Raw genomic sequence first — 22,112 nt, 5'->3', positions numbered from 1 at the left:
AATCAACACTTATCGGATGACTAAATACAGAACAATCATTTAGTCATCCGATAAATATAAGCTCACTACATACTATAGTGCAGCACGCCCGTAGGTCCCAGCGGTAGTCCGGTAAAGAGCCACACGGCCAGTAAAATCATCCACGAGATCATAAAGATAATGGAATAGGGCAGCATGGTGGAAACAATGGTGCCAATACCGGCATTCTCGTCGTATTTCTGAAAATACACGATAATAAGTGCAAAGAAGCTCATCATGGGAGAAATAATATTGGTAGCACTGTCTCCTATCCGATAAACAACCTGCGTTAACTCCGGCGAATAACCCAGCATCATAAACATGGGCACAAAAATAGGCGCCAACAAAGCCCATTTAGCCGAGGCACTGCCCATCACCAGATTAATCATGCCGCAAAACAGAGTGAACAAAAGCATTAAAGGAATCACGCTCAGATTGAGGGCATGAATCAGGTTGGCGCCGTTAACCGCCATCACCAAACCCAGGTTACTCCAGTTGAAATAAGCCACAAACTGGGCGGCAAAAAACACCAGCACCAGATAAGGACCCAAAGACTTAGCTGCCTCGCCCATGGCACCCATTATTTCTTTATCATTTTTGAAAGTTCCCGTTATCCTTCCATAGACAACACCACAGGTACCGGCCCACACAAACAGCACGGCTACCACTCCTTTAAGCAACGGCGATGTTAGTAAACGGCCATCGGCACCCCGCAAGAAACCATTGGCTGGCAAAAGCCCCCATACAATAATGGCCAAAAAAGCCAAGGAAACGATACCCACCCAGCGTAGTCCTTTCTTTTCAATAACACTGAGTTTATCCAATCGGGTCTCCTCCTCCGACACCTCACCTGTGTACTCTCCAAAACGGGGTGCAATTATCTTTTCAGTCACCCAGGTACCCACAAGCGCCACCATAAATGTGGAAACCACCATAAAATACCAGTTACTCACCGGATTTACTGTATAGGTCTTATCGACAATACGCGCCGCCTCTTCAGTAAGGCCGGCCAGCAAAGGATCAATGGTACCAATGATCAGGTTGGCACTGAACCCACCCGAAACACCGGCAAAGGCGGCAGCCATACCCACCAACGGATGACGCTTGGCCACCAGAAAGATAACTCCGCCAAGAGGCACCAGCAGCACATATCCCACACTGGATGCCACATTGGAAATTACGCCCGCCAATATAATAACGAAGGTAAGCAAGCCCTTGGGAGCCGCCAATACCAACTTACGGATTAAAGCACCAATCAGATCTGATTTTTCTGCCAATCCAATCCCCAGCATAGCGACCACTACAATACCCATGGGGGCAAAACCGGTGAAATTTTCCACCATCCCTGTTAGTATCTGACGTAATCCTTCAACCGATAAGAGGTTGATTACCTCAATGGATTCGCCGGTGGCAGGATGTGCGGCGCCAGCTCCCATCCAGGCAAACACACCCGACAGCAATAATACGATAACGGCAAAGATGCCAAAGAGCAGTGCGGGATGTGGCAAGATATTGCCTACGCGCTCTACACCATTTAAAAACAGATCAACAAGAGATTTCTTCTTTTTGGGGGACGTATTCATACAATGAGAGTTTTACTATTATGAGAGGTCGAAAATATAAAAAAAAGAATACCTGCCCATAAAAGTATTACTATCATGCAAGTGTTTTATAACATAGCCCTCTCAAATGCATACCATTAGAGACCCAGTCAAGACGGAAGCAAAAAATACTGAAGTATTAAAAACACCGAGTAGTTAAAAAGTAGATGAGCTGACAATGAGCATGATAACTAAATTCCAGAACCACTGAACCAACTCTTAAAATGCGCCACCTTATCGCGACTCACAATTACTTCTCGCTCAAACACCTGCTCGAATTGAATTTTCAAACGGCTGTTGGAATGAACGAGCACATCCTGAATATGATTGATATTGACGATAAATGACCGGCTGATCCGGTAAAAGGAAGCCGGATTCAAGAGCTCCTCCAGCTCTTCCAGCTTATAATCAATAATATATCTATTACCCTTGGAAGTGAGGATAAAGGCATTGCGCCCTTCGGCATAGAACAGCACAATTTTATCGGTGGTAACTGACTTTATACGCTCTCCCAGCTTTACCATAAAACGTTCTTTATAAGTTTTTCGATAATGCAGCAATGCTTCGTTCAGCTCCTCAAGTTTAATACGCTGACTGGCCGATGACAGATTCTCGCGCAGACTCTCCAACTTCTCCATACTATGAAACAAAGCATCGTAATCCAATGGCTTCAATAAATAGTCAATACTGTTTACTTTGAAGGCCTGTATGGCATACTCATTATAGGCAGTAGTGAAAATAACGGGAAGATTAAGCTGCGTCTTGCCAAAAATCTCGAAGCTAAGCCCATCGCTTAGGTGAATGTCCATAAAAACAAGATCCACCTTATTGAGGGGGCGCGAGAACCACTCCACACTGGCAGCCACAGAACTTAAAACATCTACAATTTCAATGTTTTCATCGTAACGCTTCAGTAGGTGGCTCAGGTTATCCACCGCCGGCTTTTCGTCTTCTATAATTAATACTCTCATTGGGTTTAGCTTATTCTTCCTCTATATCAAACAGCGGAATGGTGATGTGTAAATATTGATTATGGTAGGTAACTTCAAGTTGTCGCTGATCGGTAAAAAAGGCATAAGCCTTATTAATTAATGACAGATCCCATTCTCCATCACCATTCAGTCCTATTTTAGGATTATGGTTACAGGATAGTAAAAGCACATCATCGCGTTGCTCCACTCTGATACACAGAGGCTGATAAGCGTTAACAATAGAACGCCTTACTACCTCCTGAATCAATGATGAAAGGGTGCAGGGAATAATCTGACGCCCAAGGCATTCATCTGATAATTGATGGCTAAAGCTGATGGCCTTGTGATGTTTAATATTCAGCAAATGCAAAAGACAACGACTCAGCTCCAATTCCTTGGCCAAATCAACAAGTTCGGCATGACGGTGATCAAGATTATAGCGATATATCTTTGACAGTTGATTCACAAACTGCTCTGCCATACGCGGCTCGGCATGTACAATCGATATTAAGCTTTCAAGGCCATCATAGAGAAGTTGCGGATTAATCTGCATTTTAAACTTCTCCAGGTCAGTCTCCATACCTTTGCGCAGCTCCTTCTCCTGCCTGTAGTGAATTTGCTTATGCACCGCTAAAAAAGAGTTACTCACATGTATAATGGCATATAAGATGGCCACTACACCATAAACTCCATTAAATACAATCAGCTCGGTACGGTAATCGCTAATAAGCAGTACAAAAGAGTAATACACGCTAACCAACAGGCTAATGATAACAATAGCAATAAGCAGAGCCAGGAGAGGAATCAGGTAAATACGCAAGGACTGACTTGATACCTTAAACACATTAGTCTGCTCGTCATCTCGGGCCATGGTCAGTGCCAAGGGGTAGCGGCGCTCAATGGCATTGAGGGCAATACGCAGTAGCTCCATAAGAATAAAAGAAAACAGAATGGTAACCACCACTTCCTGGCTAAAAAAATTAGCTCCCAACTGATCGAGAGTATCAAACACCAGCAATATCATAACGTAAACCACCATTCCAACGGGAACAGGCAGTAGAAAACGGAGCCATTTTTGCTGCTTACTAAGGACGACTGCTTTCATCAAACACTTACCGTTTTATTATTCATCAGCAGTGGCAACACTACCGAGAATGATTCATTTTTAGCAATTTCCACTTCCTGCTTGGTGAAATAGGCGTATCGTTTTTTAATATTTTCCAAACCAATTTTGTGCGATACATGGCGCTCGGGCTTTTTCAAAAGCTGATTATCCACTTCAATAAATCCAGGCTTTCGTTCAAAGTTATTTACAACTTCAATACTGTGGTTTGCCCTTGAACGGATACATATTTTGAGAGGCTTATCCTCCGAAAAATGATTGTGTTTCACTGCATTTTCAACCAGCAGTTGAAGTGTCATGGGGGGAATATAACTACCTTCACTCACGCCATCCAACTGCAAGTCAAGCTCCAGGGCTTTTTCAAAACGTATTTTAAGCAGGAAGTAGTATGCCATAATAAAATTCACTTCCATACGCACAGCCACCAATTCTTTCTGATGGCTATTGAGAATATAGCGAAAGGTTTGTGCAAATTTACGGATAAAACTTTCGGTGGTGGCAGCATCGCGATGAATCAGCGAAGCGATGGTATTGAGTGTGTTGAACAAATAATGCGGACTAAGCTGGCTTTTGAGGATTTCATACTGCAGCTTAAGGCGCTCACGCACCATCTTCTCGCTCTCTATATTGGCCTGTATAAAACTGGTAAAAGAATACTGATAGAGGTTTACAAGGATCAGCACCAGGTTAGTAAGCATAAAAATAATGAACAGTTTAAGCGTAACATCACCCTTTTCAGCCATAAAAACACTAAATGCCACGTTATCGTATTTAACGGCAATCAACAGCTTTACACAAAGCCACAGAAAAAAAGTAGCTACTAGCGTATTCAACACAAATTGCAGCGTGAAACGCGATAGCATTCCTTTAATCCAGGGATAAAACACATTGAGAGCACGGGTTACCAAACTCAGAATGCCGAAAATCAGCCATGAGGTAAGCGTGAAAAACGATAGCGAATCAACATGATTAATCAAAACTGGTAAACGGGCGTTTTCGCTGTAAAACAAATAAAGAAAGACGAGTACTCCATACAGGGTACTGACTAAAAGTTGTGTAAGAAACTTTTTCGATGAATATAATTGGGTATTGGCTATCATGGTCTCACTAAGTTAGGACATTCTATTGTTTTTACGCAAGAGCTTTCAATAAACAATTAAGATGAGGTAGTCTTTTTTAACACTACCTCATCCTTTTTAACTTAGTTAAGTGTTTTAAGCACGCGGTTCTCCTCGTACTCCGACTCAAGATCTTTGGCCATCGACCTGTAAATATAAGCCAATGATGAACCGCCTTCGGTGATGTACGGACTCAATCGTACCAATACAGCTGCCCTTTCCACATCAACATCAATCTGTTGGGTACATTCGATCACTTTAACAGCCAGCTCTGAATTCATCGACGGACTATCAATAACATACCGCAGCAGCTCTTCAATGGTACTGTTCTGATCCATGCGGTTAATCAAGCGGAAGAACTGGCTATAGCCATTGTTCGACAAAGGAAACTGGCTTATCACCTCGCGCATTACAGCACCGGCAGCATGCTGATAATCATCTACCAGACGATCGAGGGTGCGCAAAAGACGATACATGGCGGGCTCTTCAAGTGTATTCTTACGCAACAGATCGAGCATTACATTATACATCTCCATCTCGCTATCCAGCCCGTTTAATACTTCGAAGTAAGCATCCACAACGCCTTCATCATTCATAAACAAACGGTTGGCCTTTCGTAGTATCTGACCACGCTGACTATTAGATGAGATATCCCGTGCTGTATTCAGATAATTAATCAACACATCTTTATCGCCCTTTGAATTGCCCGAATCAAGCGCTGCATCAAGCAATGCGGTTGTCACTTCTCCTTTCAGAATATAATAACTGTCAGACATATGATCCAGTACATCACGGTAGGCCGTCATCACCTCATCGCCCTTCGGCATAAAAGGAATCAGATCGAGCAGCAAAGCACCTTTCTCGCGCTCCGATGAAAAATCATCAATGGTCTGAAACATGCTAATCCAACTGTTGTTGGACAGCTTAGTGTTGCGTACCAAGTGTTTCAGCACATTGCCTTTCTCGGAATTTATCTCCATGGCTTCAATAATATCGAAATAACGCTTCCGAATGGTAAAGTCATCGCTATAGAAAGCGTTGAAGATACGAAGCGTTGAACCTCGCTCTGTGTTGTAATCGAGTGTTGATGTGGCATCGAGCAAGGCTGCTAATTGCTCCGTATTCAACCTATAATTAGTAAGTATGTGTCGCAGCAAGGTTCCCTTTGTACTATTTGAGCGAACTTCAGATATTACCTCCAGCACCGGAATAACATCGGCATCTTTCAATTTATTATCAAAAACAAGGGTCTTGATAAAGGTATTTTTTGAGGCACTGCTACCCGATGAACGCGATGTTGTTTTCAGCGAGAACACGCTCCATTCAGTTGTGTAGCTGTAGCCTGATGAAGCAGGTATCTCCTCCAACGCATCCAGCACACCGGACAATCCTTTGGTGGCATATAAATGACGCACGCGCGACTCCACACCCAGATCGCTGCGCTTAACAATATCGGGCAGTATCTCACCCAACCACTTTTTACCTTCCGGGTTAAAGGCCGTTTCCGTTTTACCCACGAAATACTCATAACGAATAGTACCTTGGTCGTCGGCATGAATAAAAAGACGACGATTATTACCGAAGGCCGTCTTATTAATTTCAACAAAGCCATTGGCCGAAATACCGTTGATCATTTTATTATCAGACGACAGTTCTACAATACCTTTGTACTTAAGGCCGAAGGGGAAATCAGCACTGGCCGCCATCGCTTCCACCCGCTCAGCATTGCTCAACTCATACTTCACTTCTGCCAGCACATTATGAACTTCTTCCCTTACCTGATCAACTACCTGCCTTACTTCGGCACGTTCGTTCCACTTGACACGCTGTGGTTGACCGGGCTTTTCGTCAGCCCATGCCACAGGTCCGGCAAGCATAGCGGCTGCAATAAGCACTGCAACAGTTATCCGCTTCCTTAGCGTTTGTGTAAATATTGTTCTCATAGCTCATCCTTTTTTAAGGTCTGCAAACACGATTTCATAATACAATAATAACACAGGATAAGCGCTAAGAAAAACGAAAAGTAGTGAGTTGTTGAATAATTGTAGTGAACCGTTGACGGTGTGCACCGGGGCACTACACCAACCAACAACTCAGACATAATCAACCCCTTACCACAGGATCGCAACAGTTATCGATTCGCTTCAGCTCCTCAGCCGAGAAACTTAGGTTATCCAGTGCATTGATGCTATTGCCAAGCTGCTGTGCCGAGGATGCCCCAACCAAAACCGAGGTTACAGTAGGATTATTTAACAGCCAGGATATGGCCATCTGCGCCAGCGACTGTCCACGCTGCTGTGCAATGGTGTTCAGACCAACAAGGGCTGTCCGTTTCGCTTCGGTGAGTGCAGAAGACTTGAGAAAATGAGCCTTTGCCATACGAGAGTCTGACGGGATATTTTTGAGGTAACGATTACTAAGTAAGCCTTGTGCCAAAGGCGAAAAGGCAATACAGCCAATACCCCGCTTGTCCAACACATCGGTTAAACCCTGCTCCACCCATCGGTCGAACAGATTATAACGGGGCTGATGGATAAGGCAGGGAGTCCCCAACTCACGCAAGATAGACTCCGCCTTTTGGGTGTCGGCAGCTGAATAATTGGACAAGCCCACATATAAAGCCTTCCCCTGGCGCACAATCTGATCGAGGGCCATCATGGTTTCTTCCATCGGTGTTTCGGGATCGGGACGGTGGTGATAAAAAATATCAACATAATCGAGTCCCATGCGCTTAAGGCTTTGGTTGAGGCTGGCCACCAGATATTTTTTGGATCCCCAGTCGCCATAAGGCCCCTCCCACATAGTATAACCCGCCTTAGTCGAAATAATCAGCTCATCGCGGTAGGCTGCCCAATCCTGCTTCAACACCCTACCCAGTGTCTCTTCAGCCGAACCCGGCACCGGTCCGTAGTTATTGGCCAAATCAAAATGCGTTACACCCCGATCGAAGGCGTATAGCAATATCTCGCGGGCATTACTAAAAACATCCTCAGAACCAAAGTTATGCCACAATCCCAGAGAGATAGCCGGTAATTGTAATCCACTGCGCCCACAGCGTTGATAAGTCATTGTTTCGTATCGCTTTTCAGAAGCTAAATAGTTCATATTCTACTCGTTTCTATCGGTTAAAAAATATATCATTCGTGTTATTGCTGCCTGACAGGCTTCACAAAAACCACTTGCCTCATTGCTTTTCATTCGACAATTAATGGCAGGACGATAAACCCCCTTGGCCACATATCCCCCGCCTTCGAACACTCCGGTAACATTGGCATAAGCCTCATTAGTCGGCGTGGGTATAGGCGTATTTTCAGCCAACAAATGCTTCCACTTAGCCTCAAAATTAACCATGGTGGTAATATTGGGCTGCCAGGGTTCCACCTTTAAATCAAAAAAGTTTTGATAGGCTACATCCGAGGTGTAATATTCATCGGCCAGACCGGCAAAGCCATGACCTATTTCGTGTAACATCACTTCTTTCGACAGCGCGTGATGGGCGGTACCAATGGAGAAATGATTATAAATACCACCGCCCCCATACTTATCGGAGTTCACAAGCACACATACATGATCGTAAGGTGCACAGGCAGCTATATCGCGAATAGACAGCACATCGTTAGTTTCAAGATAACGATCGATATAAAAAGTATTGAAACTTGCATTTACGGCGGTTTTAGCCCATTCATCCTTACGCGGGTTATCGGTGCCGGCATCCAACGACGGGGAACATACTGCCCAGAAGTTAAATTTATCTCGATGCTCTTTATAAGGCGACTGCGATAAAATATAATCGGCCATTTCGGCCACATCCGCTTTAAAAGTAGCCATCTCGGCCAGTGTATAGCCTTCAGCAACAAATACCAGATCAACATGCGTAGTCTCATCCCCATTGTCCACTACCTTCACCACCTCGTAATGCTGCACCCGCTCTTTTCGTATATTCGTGTCAGACGGATCAATATCCATACTCATCAAGGGCTGGTAGCTGCCATCCTTTTTACGTTCCTCTAAGCAAAAGGTAACTTCCGCTTTGGGATATGGGAACGTAAGCGATTGATAGAAGGCCTTATTCAAGCTTTGTGCCTCGGCGGTTGTGCGCCACTCTTCAAACAAAGTGCAAAACCCACGGCTGTAGAGTTTTCGACCGCTATCCTTATCCTTCAGCGAAAAGCGGTATTCGCCATACCCCAAGCTATCTATCAGGTTGTGATGTGCTCCCCCCCAATAGGGTTCCTTGCGCAACTCCAACAAATAAGCCGACTGTTCATCGGCATTGCCTGCCAGCACGAAATCAACCCTCATTGATCCCCTGTCAAAATACTGCTCAAATAGCGTCTGCGCGCGCATGCAGGTTGTTAAAGTCAACAAAACAAACAAACTAAGTGCTAGTGTTCTCATATCTTTGATCCTTACTTTTATTTCACAAGCCTAATATTACATCAAAAAGGCCAATAATCTACCGCGTTAATACTATTTTTAAGCTTTGTGATTTACATTTGCTATTTCATGTTAACACAGCATATTATTATGGAGAACCTTGAACTTAATGAAATTAGTAAACAAATACAGGAATACCTAATTGATGCAGGTATTAACGCACACTCTGCCAATTATCTGCTCTTAATCTTTTGGATACTAGTAACCGCCCTGATTGTATGGATTACTAACCGCATTACTAAGCACTACTTGCTGCGTATTGTTGAGCGCCTTGTGTACCGCACCAAATCAAAATACGACGATCTGCTTATTAAACGGCAGGTATTGCGACGCTTGACAAACATACTACCCATGCTGGTGATCTATTTTATGTTAGACACTATCTTCAGTTCACTGATGGGCCAGACCTATGTTGAAACGGTACAACGTATCCTAAGTACTACCATCGTATTTGTTATTTTATGGGCGTTCATGGCCTTATTGGGGGTTGTTAAAGATATATATGACACGTTTCCTTATGCCAAGGATCGCCCCATCAAAAGCGTGGTACAGGTCATACAAATAGCAGCATCGTTTATTGCAGTGCTGGGAGCCATATCCATCCTGTTTGACATTGATGTAACCAACATTATGACCGGACTAGGTGCTACAGCCGCCATCTTACTACTGGTATTTAAAGATACTATTTTGGGATTTGTAGCCGGCATCCAACTATCAGCCAATAAAATGGTGAGCGCTGGCGACTGGATTACCATGCCAACCTACAAAGCAGATGGTACGGTTATTGACATCACACTAAATACTGTTAAGGTTCAAAACTGGGATAAAACCATTACCACCATACCCACTTACAAAATGGTGGAGGACTCTTTTATCAACTGGAAGGGAATGGAGCATTCAGGAGGTCGTCGCATCAAACGCTCGTTTAATATTGATGTGCGCTCGGTGAAATTTTGCTCAGCAGAAATGCTTGAACGCTTTAAAAACATACGCCTGCTAAAGGACTATATTGTACAGAAAGAAGAAGAACTAAAAATTCATAATCTACACAAAGAGGGCGAATCGGCCATGGTAAGTCTCGCCAACGGAAGACATCTGACCAACATCGGCGTGTTAAGAAAATATTTGCAGGAATACCTGAAAGAACATCCCATGATAAGCAATGAGATGACCTGCATGGTGCGTCACCTGCAGCCCACCGAGAAGGGGCAGCCCATCGAGATATACGCTTTTAGCAAGGATCAGGAATGGCTTAACTACGAATCCATACAGGCCGATATTTTTGACCACATACTGGCGGTTATCGAGGAGTTTGACCTGCGCATCTATCAGCTGCCCAGCGGTAGTGATTTTCATCCGATGCAAAGCAACCTTGCTTCTTTAAAACAATTATAAATTGAAGCCATATAAATAAAAACGAGCCATAAAACACGCATAACACACTATTATTAAGTGTATTCTATTAAATTCGATTTGTTTGAACCAATAGCAAACTGAGTCGACAATAGCACTATGAGGTGATTTTATCGTTGGATATTAACTATTATTGTTTTATTTTCGTAGCAAACTATAAATAAAATAGTTTAATAAGTTACGAATCCTAACATTTGTCATATACAATATGGAAAGCAATTTACAGATTGATAGTCTCGATAAGAAAATCTTATCACTGATCACGAAAAACGCGCGCATCCCTTTCCTGGAGGTTGCCCGCGAGTGTAAGGTATCCGGTGCAGCCATTCACCAGCGCATTCAGCGACTTATGAACATGGGTGTTATAAAAGGTTCAGAATTCATTATTAACCCGGCAAAAATCGGTTATCACACCTGTGCTTTTATGGGTATTTTTCTTAAGAAAGCCAGCCTGTTCGATAAGGTGGTGAAAATGCTTGAGGAAGTACCGCAGATTGTGGAATGCCACTACACGACCGGTCAGTATGCCATCTTTATTAAGATCTATGCTAAGAGTAACGAGCATTTAAAGCGCATCCTGCACGATAAGCTACAAAACATTGCAGGTATCTCGGCCACCGAGACCATTATTTCGTTGGATGAAAGTTTCAAGCGACAATTGCCGATAGACTGAGTCTTAGCAGGTAAGAGTTATACAAAGCGGCTGTCTGAAAACCTTGTCTTTTCAGATAGCCGCTTTTGTTATAAGGCCATATTGCCATCGATGATGGCTAATAATACAGGATTAAACTTCGCAAAGGCATTTTCTAACACCTTATACAATCGTGATCCCTGAACTTCGGCAGGTGTACAATGAGACGCCCGCAACAGGCCCTGTTCATAGCGCTCATTCTTATCGTTCAACACCAGGTGGGGCAAGGTATTTACGGTAGCCGCCACAGGATACTCTTCCGCAGCAATTACCCCTTGCTTAATCAGTAGTGGATGTGCCTCAAAAAAGTTGAAGGTGTTATCCCCCAGGTAAAGATGCACATTAAGTCCCAGGCTAAGGGGAATGGCATAGTAAAAAAGAAACTTCTTACGCGGATCTTTCAGCGAGATAATCACGCCATTGGCCGATCGATTCACCGGCGAGTACTTCACCTTCCACTCCAGGCGTTGATCGCCCAGTAAGTCAGCCATAGCGGCAATTATTTTTAAACGCGGCAGGGCAATGCTCATAAAATGTGCATCCTGCGCAAACTTCTCTTCCAGCGTTGATAACGCTTCGCAGCTTAATAAATATGTATCAGACATGGTAATTAGAATTGACCAAAGCTACGGATTTTTTATCATCCTGCCTTAACTCAATATCGATGCGCCCCAGATAAATACCGCCCCAGCCGGCCTGATTAACGATTACTTCCTGGTCATTTTTATTCTTCACACGCGCCGGCTCATCCAAAAAAGTATGAGTATGGCCGCCCAGAATTAAATCAATATTCTGCGAATGCTGTGCCACCATCACATCTGACACCTTATCATCATCATAGCGGTAACCCAGATGTGAGAGAGCCACCACCACATCGCAGCCATTCTCACTCTTCAGCATGGCCGCCGTACGATTGGCCACTGCAATGGGATCCCTGTATTTAGTTCCTTTGTAGGCGTTAGGGTTAACCAACCCCGACAGTTCAATACCCAATCCCAGCACACCCACCTTCACCGGCCCGCGCTCAAAAATCTGATAAGGCAAGGTAATACCATCCAGGGCAGTGCCCTTCACATCGTAATTACTGCATACAATTGGAAATTTTGCCCTTTTCAGATTGCCAGCCAATGCATCAATACCATTGTCAAACTCATGATTACCAAGCGCAACAGCATCATAAGCCATCTTATTCATCAGGTCAATCTCCAGCTTACCTTTATAAATATTAAAATAGGGAGTCCCTTGAAAAATATCACCGCAATCGAATAGTAGCACATGCTTTTGCTCAGCCCTTATCTGCTCAATCAACTTTGCCCGGCGTGCAAAACCACCCAGGTTGGCCCAGCGTGAATGATTGGAAGGGAAAGGATCGATGTGACTGTGCACATCATTGGTGTGCAAAATAGTGATCTTAACACTTGACTTGGCACAGGCTCCCATAAGCGGCACCATCGTTAATGCACCAAGCCCAAGCGCGCTTTTGTGTAAAAATTTTCTCCTGCTACTCTGCATAATATATACGTTTATCAAGTTCACTATTGACCGATTGTCCCTGGGAACTTAGCTTTTTAATATGATCAATAATTAAATCCCGGATTTTAAGCCCAGAACCTTCACGGGCAAGTGCCTTTGTAAATACCTCAAAATGATCACCTCCATCGGCCAGGTAATCAGAAGTAGCCACCCGGTAGTTCCGATCTTCCAGGGGACGACCAGCTACCCGAATATTCATGGCCTTTTTGTCTTTTATCCCAAAAGAGGCTCCGGCCATTCCTTCCCCACCACATCCGGCAATAAAATCAAATAATTCAACCATCTGTTGACGAGATAAGGTGAGCAGCACCACCTCATTCTCGAAAGGCATCAGCTGATAAATATTCTCGACCCGTATATCTCCTTTGCTAATGGGAACGCGCAGTCCTTTTATATTAATCACGCTCACATCAATAAGATGATCATCCGCAACAACATTACACTCCTCCAGCACCAAATCCGTAACAAAATTAGTGAGCAAGCCTTCGGGTAAGCCTCCATATAACTCCTGTTCAGCATAACCAATCACCTTTTGCATGGCCATCTGCAAACTATCGCGGTAAGGTTGAATATAATTTTCTACAGATGGGCTATAACCGACTGAACTGTCGATTAAAAGATAGTGGGCATTTGTATCTCTCAGCTTATAGCTATTGGTATTACAAGCGGCTAAAACAGACACAAGCAGGACACAAACACTGAGAACATGCCATTTACTATATTTCATTTCGCTTAATATTTTTGAGGTCTAATTATACATATAAGCTACAAGAATACAAAAAGGTTTTTGAGGAGCGGCAGAAAAAATCAGGCAAATATAAAGCCTTATGAAGGCCATATTGAACAACTTGACATACAGCAAAATGCATCGTCATCCATAGACAACGATGCATCAACTCTAACTATGTCTGCTGCAAGCCCCTTCCCGACCCACAGCCTTACTTAATTCGCTCCAGGTATAATTTACGAACGTCCATCAGGTACTCGCGGTCGATATTAGGATTATAGATCCTTACCATATCCACAATGCCAAAGCTTTGGTGGAAATGTCCAATGGCCGCATCAAACGCACTGTAATCCCAGTTATTCTTAACCCTGCGGGTTAAATCCTCAAAATATTTCCACGGCAGCTTATCCGGAATGGCAAAGTAACCATGATCGAGCTCATCCATATCGAAATATACTCCCTCATCTATTTCCTCCAAAGTAAAGAATTTTTTTAGGCGTATAATAGCCTTACCTTTCAGGTCTTTAGGCTTTTTCTTGAACTCAATGCCTTCATCTATATAACCAGCTTGCAAATCAACGATCTGATTGAAGGAATCGAGGTGGCGTACCCGAATTACGTGATACACTTTATTATACATATGTACTACACCGGCTGCCGCATTAAAATTAACATCAAAATATTTTTTAATATTTTGTGTGGCGCGGGTTACCTCTTCCAAGGTGTACAAGCGCTTCAATACAAAGTAAATGTACAAAGGCTTGGTATCCAAGGGTATCTCACTGTAGTAATCGAAGAAACCGGGGAAAGGCTCTGGTGCTTCCAGCACAAAGGTATTGGGCAATATTTTATCCTGCATCGTAACCAGCGATTCCTCTTTCAGGAGGTTACCATACCTTTGTAAAATAATTTTTTTAGCACTCATAAGATGTGTGTTTAAAGTTATACCTCCGCTTTTCGTTTTCAAAAGTTATTAAAAAAAACTTACGGAATCAACCTGGCTCACACAAATGAGTGATTATTTATCACGCACAAATACCAATTGCTTATCATCGGACAAATCGGCCTTAAAATAATATCCCTCCTCATTAAATGCCAGCAGGTCGTTGGGTTGCGTCAACTGATGCTCAATAATAAAGCGGGTCATCAAACCGCGGGCTTTCTTAGCATAGAAACTCACCACTTTGTAGCCGTCGTTTTTCCAGTCTTTAAACACAGGAGTAACAATGCGCTTGCTAAACGCCTTTGGGTTAATCGCCTTAAAATATTCATTGGAAGCCAGATTCACCAGCACCTCACTGCCCTGCTCCTCCATATCAGCCTCCAGCTGTCGGGCAATGGTATCGCCCCACAAGTCATATAAGTGCTTTTGGTTACCTACCGCTAACCGTGTGCCCATCTCCAATCGATAAGGCAGGATGCCATCCAAAGGACGCAACAGCCCATACAGCCCCGATAATATCCTTAACTTTTTATGGGCATAATCGATGGCCGTATCGTTAAGTGAGTAGGCATCCAGACCGGCATACACATCGCCCTTAAAGGCAAATAAGGCTGCCTTGATAGCTGCGGCATCAAAGGGATAAGACCACAGTTGAAAACGATGATGGTTAAGCTGTGCCAGCGGGGCACTTATCTTCATGAGGCTCATTAACTCATCGGGTTTCATCTTGCGCAGCTTGTCGACAATTTGCTGTGCCTGCTTGGGAAAACGAATGTTTGTCTTGGGCTGTGCCGGTGCCGGCGTTTCGTAGTCCAGAGATTTGGCCGGTGATAAAATAATATGCATAATCCTTTTGTTTTACTCGGTTATGATAACTTCAACACCGGCATTCAATAAATGTTCTTTGTCTTCAGCGCTAATGCCACCGTCGGTGACCACCACATCAATGTCTTTCACCTGACCAATTACGGCCAGACTCCGCTTTTTAAACTTACTGGAATCAACCACCAGTATTACCTTTTTAGCCATCTTTAACATGGTCCGGTTCAGGGCGGCCTCTTCAAGGTGCGGCGTACTAAAACCCAGGTGAACATCAATACCGTCGGCTCCAATAAACAGCTTATCGCAGAAAAAATCTTTAAAATTATTTTGAGCGATCGATCCTACCAGCGACAAGGATTTCTTGCGCATCACGCCACCGGGCATAATCACGTTAATATGCTCCAGCTCAGCCAAAGGGCCGGCAATATTCAGTGCATTGGTAATCACCGTCAAATTTTTAAACTTCCCCAGGTGATTGGCTACTTCTTTGGTAGTGGTACCACTGTCAAGCACAACAGTATCGCCCTCCTCAATCAGGCGGGCGGCCCTGCGCCCAATCATCTCTTTCTCACGGGCGTTTTTCACCTTTTTATCCGCCAGCTTCATATCCAGGGTTACCTTATCGGTTTTTATGGCTCCTCCTCTTGCTCTTATCAGCAGGTTTTTATGCTCCAGCTGGGTGAGATCATTACGGATGGTTACCTCACTCACATTAAACTGATCACTCAGGTCATGAACATTCACCTGCCCTTTAGCATCCAGCATTTTAAGTATCAAGCCTCTGCGGCCAACGGTAGTATTCGGATCAAAGTCATTCATAGTTGAAAATATGCTAGTGGGAAACCTCCTCCCATGTTTGGTTCTACATTATTTTGCAAAATAAGCAAAAAATATCATCTGCAAGCCTTTGAAAGTACTTATGTTATATATCGTTAACATTAAGGGGCAAAACCAAGGCACAAATCCTTTTGTATCATTACACAATAGTCTGTTTTGTAAGTCTCAAAGCCTTGCATTTGAAGCTTACGAAAGACAAACACAAATACACTTGAATCACATTAGTACCCTGCACCAAATATTTACTTACTTTGTGGCACTGACCCAATCCAAACCTTTTCAACAATGCTGTCAACAGGGAAAGAAACATTAACCAATGAAGAATGATTGTTATACACCGGGTGATTTTGATGCCGTAAAGAAAATAGATGCTCATCTGCACTATTACACGGACAACCCCGCTTATCTATCTGCGGCGCAAGAATGCAATATGCACCTGGTATCCATCAATGTAGATTTTCGTGAACAAGGCTGGATGCCCCTAAGCGAACAAGAAAAGCTCAGTGCCAGGCACCGGCAGGGAAAACCCGGGGCTTTTTCATACATCGGTGGTATTCCGCTGGATATAACGCTCCAGCCCGACAGTATACAGGGCACTATCCCCAATATTGACAGAGAGATAAAACAGGGTGCCATCGGCGTTAAGCTATGGAAAAATGTGGGGATGCGCATGACCTACAAAGATAATTTGGTAATGATCGACCATCCGATTTTTACTCCTCTGCTGGATCACCTTACTCAGCATCAAGTGCCGCTACTGGGTCATTTTGGAGAGCCCCGTAACTGTTGGCTGCCCCTTGAGGAAATGACGCTTCACTCTGATCGCCAGTACTACGCTACACACCCGGAGTTTCATAACTATCAGCAAACCCATCAGCCCGGCTACCAGCAACACATTGATGCCTGCAACCAAATGCTTGCCCGGCATCCGCAACTGCGCTACGTGGGGGCCCATCTGGCCAGCAGCGAATATGATATTAATATCATCGCCCAAAGGCTGGATGCCCATCCCAACATGATGATGGATCTGGCAGAACGCGTCTGTCACCTTCAATACCAGGCAGCCACACAACACCGCGCAGTGTACGACTTTATGGTAAAATACCAGGATCGCTTGATCTATGGTTCCGACATGATATTTACCGATACACAAGGGAAAGATGAGCAGCTTGCCGAAGTGAAGCGACGCTGGCACAGCCAATGGTGCTTCTTCACCCAAAATGATAAGCAGCAAACGCCCGAGATTGAACCTTCCTTCAAGGGTCTGGGTCTGCCCCGTGGTGTCGTTGACAAAATCTATTATCACAATGCCCTAAAGGCTTATCCTTCCCTGGCACAACAAGTAAAATAATACCCATGCAATACTTCCTGGCGCCCTTACAAAGCTATACTACCGTCTTTTACCGAAAGGCACATGCCACGGTTTATGGCGCAATGGATAAGTACTTTACCCCTTTCTTTGAGGAAACCGGAAAGGATATTGACACCCTTTCAACACACCACGAACTGTCGACCACACTCAATCATCACCTTAACACCATACCCCAGCTGGCTGGTAACGATGCCGATTATCTGCTTGTCTTTGCCCGTAAGGTAAAGCAAATGGGTTACCATAGCATCAACATCAATATGGGCTGCCCCTTCCCAATGCTGGTGAAACGTCAGCGGGGCGGTGGCATTTTGCAGCATCCGAAAAAAATAGCGGCTATGCTGGACGCTTTTTTTACGCAGACCAGTGGCATTGGGCTTTCGGTAAAAATGCGCCTGGGGGTGGACCACCCCAGGCAAGGACAAGAGACCCTCAGGCTGCTAAACGACTACCCTCTTGAGGAAGTAATTATTCATCCCCGCCTGGTGAATCAAAAATATACGGGAACAGCCGACTGGGATGCCTTTGAGGAAATGGTAGCCATCAGCAGGCATCCCCTGGTGGCCAATGGCGATATCAACACTCCGGAACAAGCACAGAAATTGACACAACGCTTTCCGCACTTGAAAGCCCTAATGCTGGGACGCGGTCTGCTGTCATCACCCTCCTTACATAAGCAGCTATTGGGTCATCCAAATAAAGCTGACATCCTACAGCTACACGATGCCTACCATCTGCTCATACGCGATTATTATCAGGACTGGAACCGATACTTTAACTTTCTCCAGACCTTTTGGCATTATCCCCTCCAGGGCAGCACTGCATTAAAACGCCACCTACGGCAGTTGAAAAAACACAACAAGCCCGATCTGTACAAAAAATGGCTATCAGCACTGACGCAGCATTGGGGTGAATAAAAAGATCCATACCCAGGTTGAGCAGCCCCACAATGCTTAGCAGCTATTTTTCAGCAGGATGACTTTACTCAAACCATATTCCTATTTAAAATGATACCTTTGTAGGCTAAATATTACAAGCATGGTTTTAGAAGAAATAAAAAACATACTACAGCACGAAGCACAAGCTGTTAGCAATATCCCTGCCACCGATGATTTTATTAAAGCAGTGGACATCATTAATGATTATGTGCATGAGAAAGGTGGAAAGCTGATTACATCAGGCATGGGCAAAGCCGGACAGATCGCTATAAATATGGCCACCACTTTTAGCTCAACGGGCACACCATCGGCCTTTTTGCACCCTAGTGAAGCACAGCACGGCGACCTGGGACTGATACAAAAAAACGATGTACTTCTGATGATTTCAAACTCCGGCAAAACACGGGAAATTGTTGAGTTAATTGACCTGGCACGCGGACTGCGCCCCAACATTCCCATCATTGTTATCACGGGCAACCCGGAATCGGTACTGGCACAACAAGCCAATGTATGCATTAGCACAGGCAACCCCAAAGAAGTGTGCACCTTAGGACTGACGCCTACTACCTCAACTACTACTATGACAGTGATTGGCGATGTGCTAGTGGTACTGCTGATGAAGAAAATCAATTTCACCAACGCCGATTATGCCAAGCGTCACCATGGTGGTTACCTGGGGCATAAATCACGCGAAGCAGCCGGACTAAACAAATAATAACTATGAGTTTTAACTGGAAACAACTACAAAACGGTTCTGACATACGCGGCGTAGCACTCAGTGGCATGGCCGGTCAGGCAGTTAATCTGGATACAAAAATTGTTGCCCAACTGGGTACGGCCTTTGTGCAATGGGTTCAACAGCGCAATACAAAAAAACAAGTTACCATTGCCGTAGGTATGGACTCTCGCCTCTCTGGCCCTGCCCTCAAATCGGCTTTTATAGATGCCTTGGTAGCAGCGGGCGCACAAGTGTATGACTGTGGCATGGCCTCTACACCTGCCATGTTTATGACCACCATCACCGAGCCATACTGTGCCGATGGTGCAGTTATGCTTACTGCTAGTCACCTACCTTTTAACCGCAACGGCCTAAAGTTTTTCACCCCTAAAGGAGGCCTTGAGAAGCAGGATATTACCGACATCCTAAAGCTGGCTGAAGCAGGTACTCAAAACAATGCAGCAGCACCGGGCAAGGTCACAGAAGTACCTTTTATCGATGTATACTCACAACTATTAGTCGATAAAATACGACGCGAAGTAAACAGCCAAGAAAACTATGAGCTGCCGCTCAAGGGCTTTAAGATTACAGTAGATGCCGGCAACGGCGCCGGTGGCTTCTATGCCCAAAAAGTACTAGGCGTGCTGGGCGCTGATGTTAGCAGCAGTCAGTTTCTGGATCCCGATGGTCATTTTCCCAATCATGTACCCAACCCCGAGGATGCGGTAGCCATGCAATCGATATGCGAAGCGGTAAAGAAAAACACGAGCGATCTGGGCATTATTTTCGATACGGATGTTGACCGGGCCGCCATTGTTGACGAAAAAGGAAATCCCGTTAACCGCAATGAGCTGGTGGCACTATCGGCCGCCATCGTTAACGAGGAGCACCCCGGCGCTACCGTGGTTACCGACTCCATCACTTCTGATGGGGTAGCCTGGTTTATCAACGATGTACTAAAAGCGCGTCATCACCGCTTTAAGCGGGGCTATAAGAATGTGATTAATGAAGCCATCCGTCTCAACGAGAAAGGTGAAGAATCGTGGCTGGCCATTGAAACATCAGGTCATGCCGCCCTTAAGGAGAACTACTTCCTGGATGACGGTGCTTACCTGGTCACCAAATTCGTAATTAAGATGGCACAGCTGAAGACAGAAGGCAAATCATTGACCTCACTCATCAAACAACTGCCTGTGCCGGCTGAGAGTGAGGAGTTCAGGATTAACATCAACAAAAGTGACTTCAAAGCCTATGGCAAAAAAGTCATTAGCGAGCTGGGGCATCTGGCAGCCAACAAGAGTGGCTGGGAGTTGGTGCCCAATAATTACGAAGGTGTGCGCGTAAGCATCAACACATCCACCACCAAGGGCTGGTTCTTATTACGCCTGTCGCTACACGACCCCGTAATTCCCCTGAATATAGAGTCGGAAGCAGTCGGTGGAGTGAGCATCATTGCACGTGAGCTAACTACTTTCTTCGAAAACTTTAGTGAACTGGATTTAAAATCATTAACAAACCGATAAGATGAGACTATTAAAAGAGAACGCAATTGGCGTGGTAGTTGATATTCAAGAACGCTTATTTCCGCATATTGATGGCCACGAACAACTGGAGAAGAATACTAAAACATTGGTGGAAGGCCTGAAGGCTCTTGGCGTGCCTTTTTTAGTTACTGAGCAATACAAAAAAGGTCTGGGAGACACTGTGGCAGGCATTGAAGCGTTGGTGCAGGATGATCCCCACATGGAAAAGATGGCCTTTAGCTGTTGTGATGAGCCCAAATTTATGGAGGCACTGGAAACAAGCACCAAGCGCACCGTTATACTGGCGGGCATGGAAACACATATCTGCTTGTTACAAACAGCCATCGACCTTAAAGAACGGGGCTTCACACCCGTGGTAGTGGAAGACTGTGTTAGCTCGCGTACAAAAGACAATAAACGCATTGCCCTGGAGCGCATGCGTCAGGAAGGTATTATTGTAACCAGCTACGAATCCATCCTGTTTGAATTATGCCGTGTGGCTGGCTCCGACGCATTTAAAACCATCAGTAAGTTGGTGAAATAAAAGAAAATACATATTTTGTAGGCCACTCTTCACAGAGTGGCTTTTTTATTTGGGAACGATAGAACAGAGGAACAGACCATGAGGCGAGTATTTGGGATTGGCGAGACGGTGCTAGACATTATTTTTAAAAACCTCCAACCGGTGGCAGCCAAAGCTGGCGGCAGTGCATTAAACACCCTGGTATCCTTATCACGCGTTGATGTACCCGTAAATTTCATCAGTGAGATAGGACGCGATAAGGCCGGCGATAATATTATGCAGTTCCTGGAGGACAATCAACTCAACACCGAGTATATTTGCCGATTTGAACAAGGTAAATCAGCCATCGCCCTGGCCTACCTTAACGATGAAAATGATGCCGAATACGAATTCTTCAAAGACTACCCCCAACAACGCCTACAAGGACCTCTGCCCCATTTCAAGGCTAATGACATTGTGCTGTTTGGCTCCTATTTTGGTCTCAATCCGGCCATACGGCCTCGTTTGCTGGAATACCTCTATGCAGCCCGGCAAAAAGGTGCTTTAATTATCTATGATCCCAATTTTCGCAGTCATCACCTGAAAAACAGAGAGAAACTAAGACCTGTGATAGAAGAGAATTTTAGGTTGGCCGACTTTGTACGTGGCAGCGATGAAGACTTTTATAATATCTACGGCCTTTCCTCGCCCACCGATGTATACGCACAGGTGGCTCCCCATTGCAATAACCTTAGGCTATAGTTTAATAATGCGTTGTAAAACCGATTAGTTGTTGATAACATAGGTCTATTTTCAAAAACCTTTCCT

The 22,112-nt window shown here is 44.6% G+C and carries 21 protein-coding genes; 8 read left to right on the top strand and 13 right to left on the bottom strand.

Annotated features, from left to right (window positions below; translation table 11 throughout):
• Positions 1 to 65: 65 nt before the first annotated feature.
• From ACRD7A_RS05620 to ACRD7A_RS05590, 7 genes are all read right to left on the bottom strand, one after another.
• Entirely contained in the window at positions 66 to 1,601 is a 1,536-nt protein-coding gene (locus ACRD7A_RS05620; RefSeq protein ID WP_430810155.1) for an AbgT family transporter, read from the bottom strand.
• Between the two features lie 209 nt (positions 1,602 to 1,810).
• Positions 1,811 to 2,590: a LytR/AlgR family response regulator transcription factor gene (locus ACRD7A_RS05615; RefSeq protein ID WP_430810154.1), complete on the bottom strand. Its 780-nt coding sequence runs from the start codon at positions 2,588 to 2,590 to the stop codon at positions 1,811 to 1,813.
• Between the two features lie 10 nt (positions 2,591 to 2,600).
• Positions 2,601 to 3,695, bottom strand: coding sequence for a histidine kinase (locus ACRD7A_RS05610; protein ID WP_430810153.1), 1,095 nt, complete (start codon positions 3,693 to 3,695; stop codon positions 2,601 to 2,603).
• A complete protein-coding gene (locus tag ACRD7A_RS05605; protein WP_430810152.1) occupies positions 3,695 to 4,813 on the bottom strand; it encodes a sensor histidine kinase in 1,119 nt (372 codons plus the stop codon). Before ACRD7A_RS05605 ends, ACRD7A_RS05610 begins: the two co-directional genes overlap by 1 nt.
• Before the next feature lie 101 nt (positions 4,814 to 4,914).
• Positions 4,915 to 6,774: a hypothetical protein gene (locus ACRD7A_RS05600; RefSeq protein WP_430810151.1), complete on the bottom strand. Its 1,860-nt coding sequence runs from the start codon at positions 6,772 to 6,774 to the stop codon at positions 4,915 to 4,917.
• Positions 6,775 to 6,934: 160 nt separating this feature from the next.
• Complete coding sequence (gene mgrA, locus ACRD7A_RS05595; protein WP_430810150.1) at positions 6,935 to 7,936, bottom strand: L-glyceraldehyde 3-phosphate reductase; 1,002 nt, start codon at positions 7,934 to 7,936, stop codon at positions 6,935 to 6,937.
• Positions 7,937 to 7,939: 3 nt separating this feature from the next.
• Entirely contained in the window at positions 7,940 to 9,229 is a 1,290-nt protein-coding gene (locus ACRD7A_RS05590) for a M64 family metallopeptidase (RefSeq protein ID WP_430810149.1), read from the bottom strand.
• Positions 9,230 to 9,358: 129 nt separating this feature from the next.
• Here ACRD7A_RS05590 and ACRD7A_RS05585 point away from each other — a divergent pair, with 129 nt between their 5' ends.
• Together ACRD7A_RS05585 and ACRD7A_RS05580 are read left to right on the top strand one after the other, a co-directional pair.
• Entirely contained in the window at positions 9,359 to 10,663 is a 1,305-nt protein-coding gene (locus ACRD7A_RS05585; protein ID WP_430810148.1) for a mechanosensitive ion channel family protein, read from the top strand.
• Between the two features lie 226 nt (positions 10,664 to 10,889).
• Complete coding sequence (locus ACRD7A_RS05580; protein WP_430810147.1) at positions 10,890 to 11,354, top strand: Lrp/AsnC ligand binding domain-containing protein; 465 nt, start codon at positions 10,890 to 10,892, stop codon at positions 11,352 to 11,354.
• A gap of 68 nt (positions 11,355 to 11,422) precedes the next feature.
• Here ACRD7A_RS05580 and ACRD7A_RS05575 read toward each other — a convergent pair whose 3' ends face one another.
• The 6 genes from ACRD7A_RS05575 to agaR all read right to left on the bottom strand — a co-directional run bounded on the left by ACRD7A_RS05575 (position 11,423) and on the right by agaR (position 16,216).
• Complete coding sequence (locus ACRD7A_RS05575) at positions 11,423 to 11,977, bottom strand: hypothetical protein (protein WP_430810146.1); 555 nt, start codon at positions 11,975 to 11,977, stop codon at positions 11,423 to 11,425.
• The gene (locus ACRD7A_RS05570; RefSeq protein ID WP_430810145.1) at positions 11,970 to 12,884 is read right to left on the bottom strand and encodes a bifunctional metallophosphatase/5'-nucleotidase; all 915 of its coding nucleotides are present in this window, start codon (positions 12,882 to 12,884) and stop codon (positions 11,970 to 11,972) included. Before ACRD7A_RS05570 ends, ACRD7A_RS05575 begins: the two co-directional genes overlap by 8 nt.
• Positions 12,874 to 13,632 (bottom strand): 5'-nucleotidase C-terminal domain-containing protein, encoded by a 759-nt coding sequence (locus ACRD7A_RS05565; RefSeq protein ID WP_430810144.1) that lies wholly within the window; start codon positions 13,630 to 13,632, stop codon positions 12,874 to 12,876. The genes ACRD7A_RS05570 and ACRD7A_RS05565 overlap by 11 nt, the downstream gene beginning before the upstream one ends.
• Positions 13,633 to 13,843: 211 nt before the next feature.
• On the bottom strand, positions 13,844 to 14,557 hold the full coding sequence (locus ACRD7A_RS05560) for a hypothetical protein (RefSeq protein ID WP_430810143.1): 714 nt from the start codon (positions 14,555 to 14,557) through the stop codon (positions 13,844 to 13,846).
• Between the two features lie 93 nt (positions 14,558 to 14,650).
• Positions 14,651 to 15,421, bottom strand: a complete 771-nt coding sequence (gene yaaA / locus ACRD7A_RS05555) for a peroxide stress protein YaaA (protein WP_430810142.1) — start codon at positions 15,419 to 15,421, stop codon at positions 14,651 to 14,653.
• A gap of 12 nt (positions 15,422 to 15,433) precedes the next feature.
• Entirely contained in the window at positions 15,434 to 16,216 is a 783-nt protein-coding gene (gene agaR, locus ACRD7A_RS05550; RefSeq protein WP_430810141.1) for a transcriptional repressor AgaR, read from the bottom strand.
• Positions 16,217 to 16,550: 334 nt separating this feature from the next.
• Between agaR and ACRD7A_RS05545 the strand changes: the two genes are divergently transcribed.
• The 6 genes from ACRD7A_RS05545 (at position 16,551) to ACRD7A_RS05520 (ending at position 22,046) form a co-directional block, all read left to right on the top strand.
• Positions 16,551 to 17,585 (top strand): amidohydrolase family protein, encoded by a 1,035-nt coding sequence (locus ACRD7A_RS05545; RefSeq protein ID WP_430810140.1) that lies wholly within the window; start codon positions 16,551 to 16,553, stop codon positions 17,583 to 17,585.
• Between the two features lie 5 nt (positions 17,586 to 17,590).
• Entirely contained in the window at positions 17,591 to 18,520 is a 930-nt protein-coding gene (locus ACRD7A_RS05540) for a tRNA dihydrouridine synthase (protein ID WP_430810139.1), read from the top strand.
• Between the two features lie 121 nt (positions 18,521 to 18,641).
• Positions 18,642 to 19,256, top strand: coding sequence for an SIS domain-containing protein (locus ACRD7A_RS05535; protein ID WP_430810138.1), 615 nt, complete (start codon positions 18,642 to 18,644; stop codon positions 19,254 to 19,256).
• A 5-nt stretch (positions 19,257 to 19,261) separates the two neighbouring features.
• The gene (locus ACRD7A_RS05530) at positions 19,262 to 20,782 is read left to right on the top strand and encodes a phosphohexomutase domain-containing protein (RefSeq protein WP_430810137.1); all 1,521 of its coding nucleotides are present in this window, start codon (positions 19,262 to 19,264) and stop codon (positions 20,780 to 20,782) included.
• Between the two features lies 1 nt (position 20,783).
• The gene (locus tag ACRD7A_RS05525) at positions 20,784 to 21,326 is read left to right on the top strand and encodes a hydrolase (RefSeq protein WP_430810136.1); all 543 of its coding nucleotides are present in this window, start codon (positions 20,784 to 20,786) and stop codon (positions 21,324 to 21,326) included.
• 78 nt (positions 21,327 to 21,404) lie between these two features.
• The gene (locus tag ACRD7A_RS05520; protein ID WP_430810135.1) at positions 21,405 to 22,046 is read left to right on the top strand and encodes a PfkB family carbohydrate kinase; all 642 of its coding nucleotides are present in this window, start codon (positions 21,405 to 21,407) and stop codon (positions 22,044 to 22,046) included.
• Positions 22,047 to 22,112: the final 66 nt, after the last annotated feature.

The sequence above is a fragment of the Carboxylicivirga longa genome (assembly GCF_050589825.1).
Classification (GTDB): domain Bacteria; phylum Bacteroidota; class Bacteroidia; order Bacteroidales; family Marinilabiliaceae; genus Carboxylicivirga; species Carboxylicivirga longa.
The sequence above is the reverse complement of the archived record's forward strand: the minus strand, read 5'-3'. Positions and strand labels throughout refer to the sequence as shown.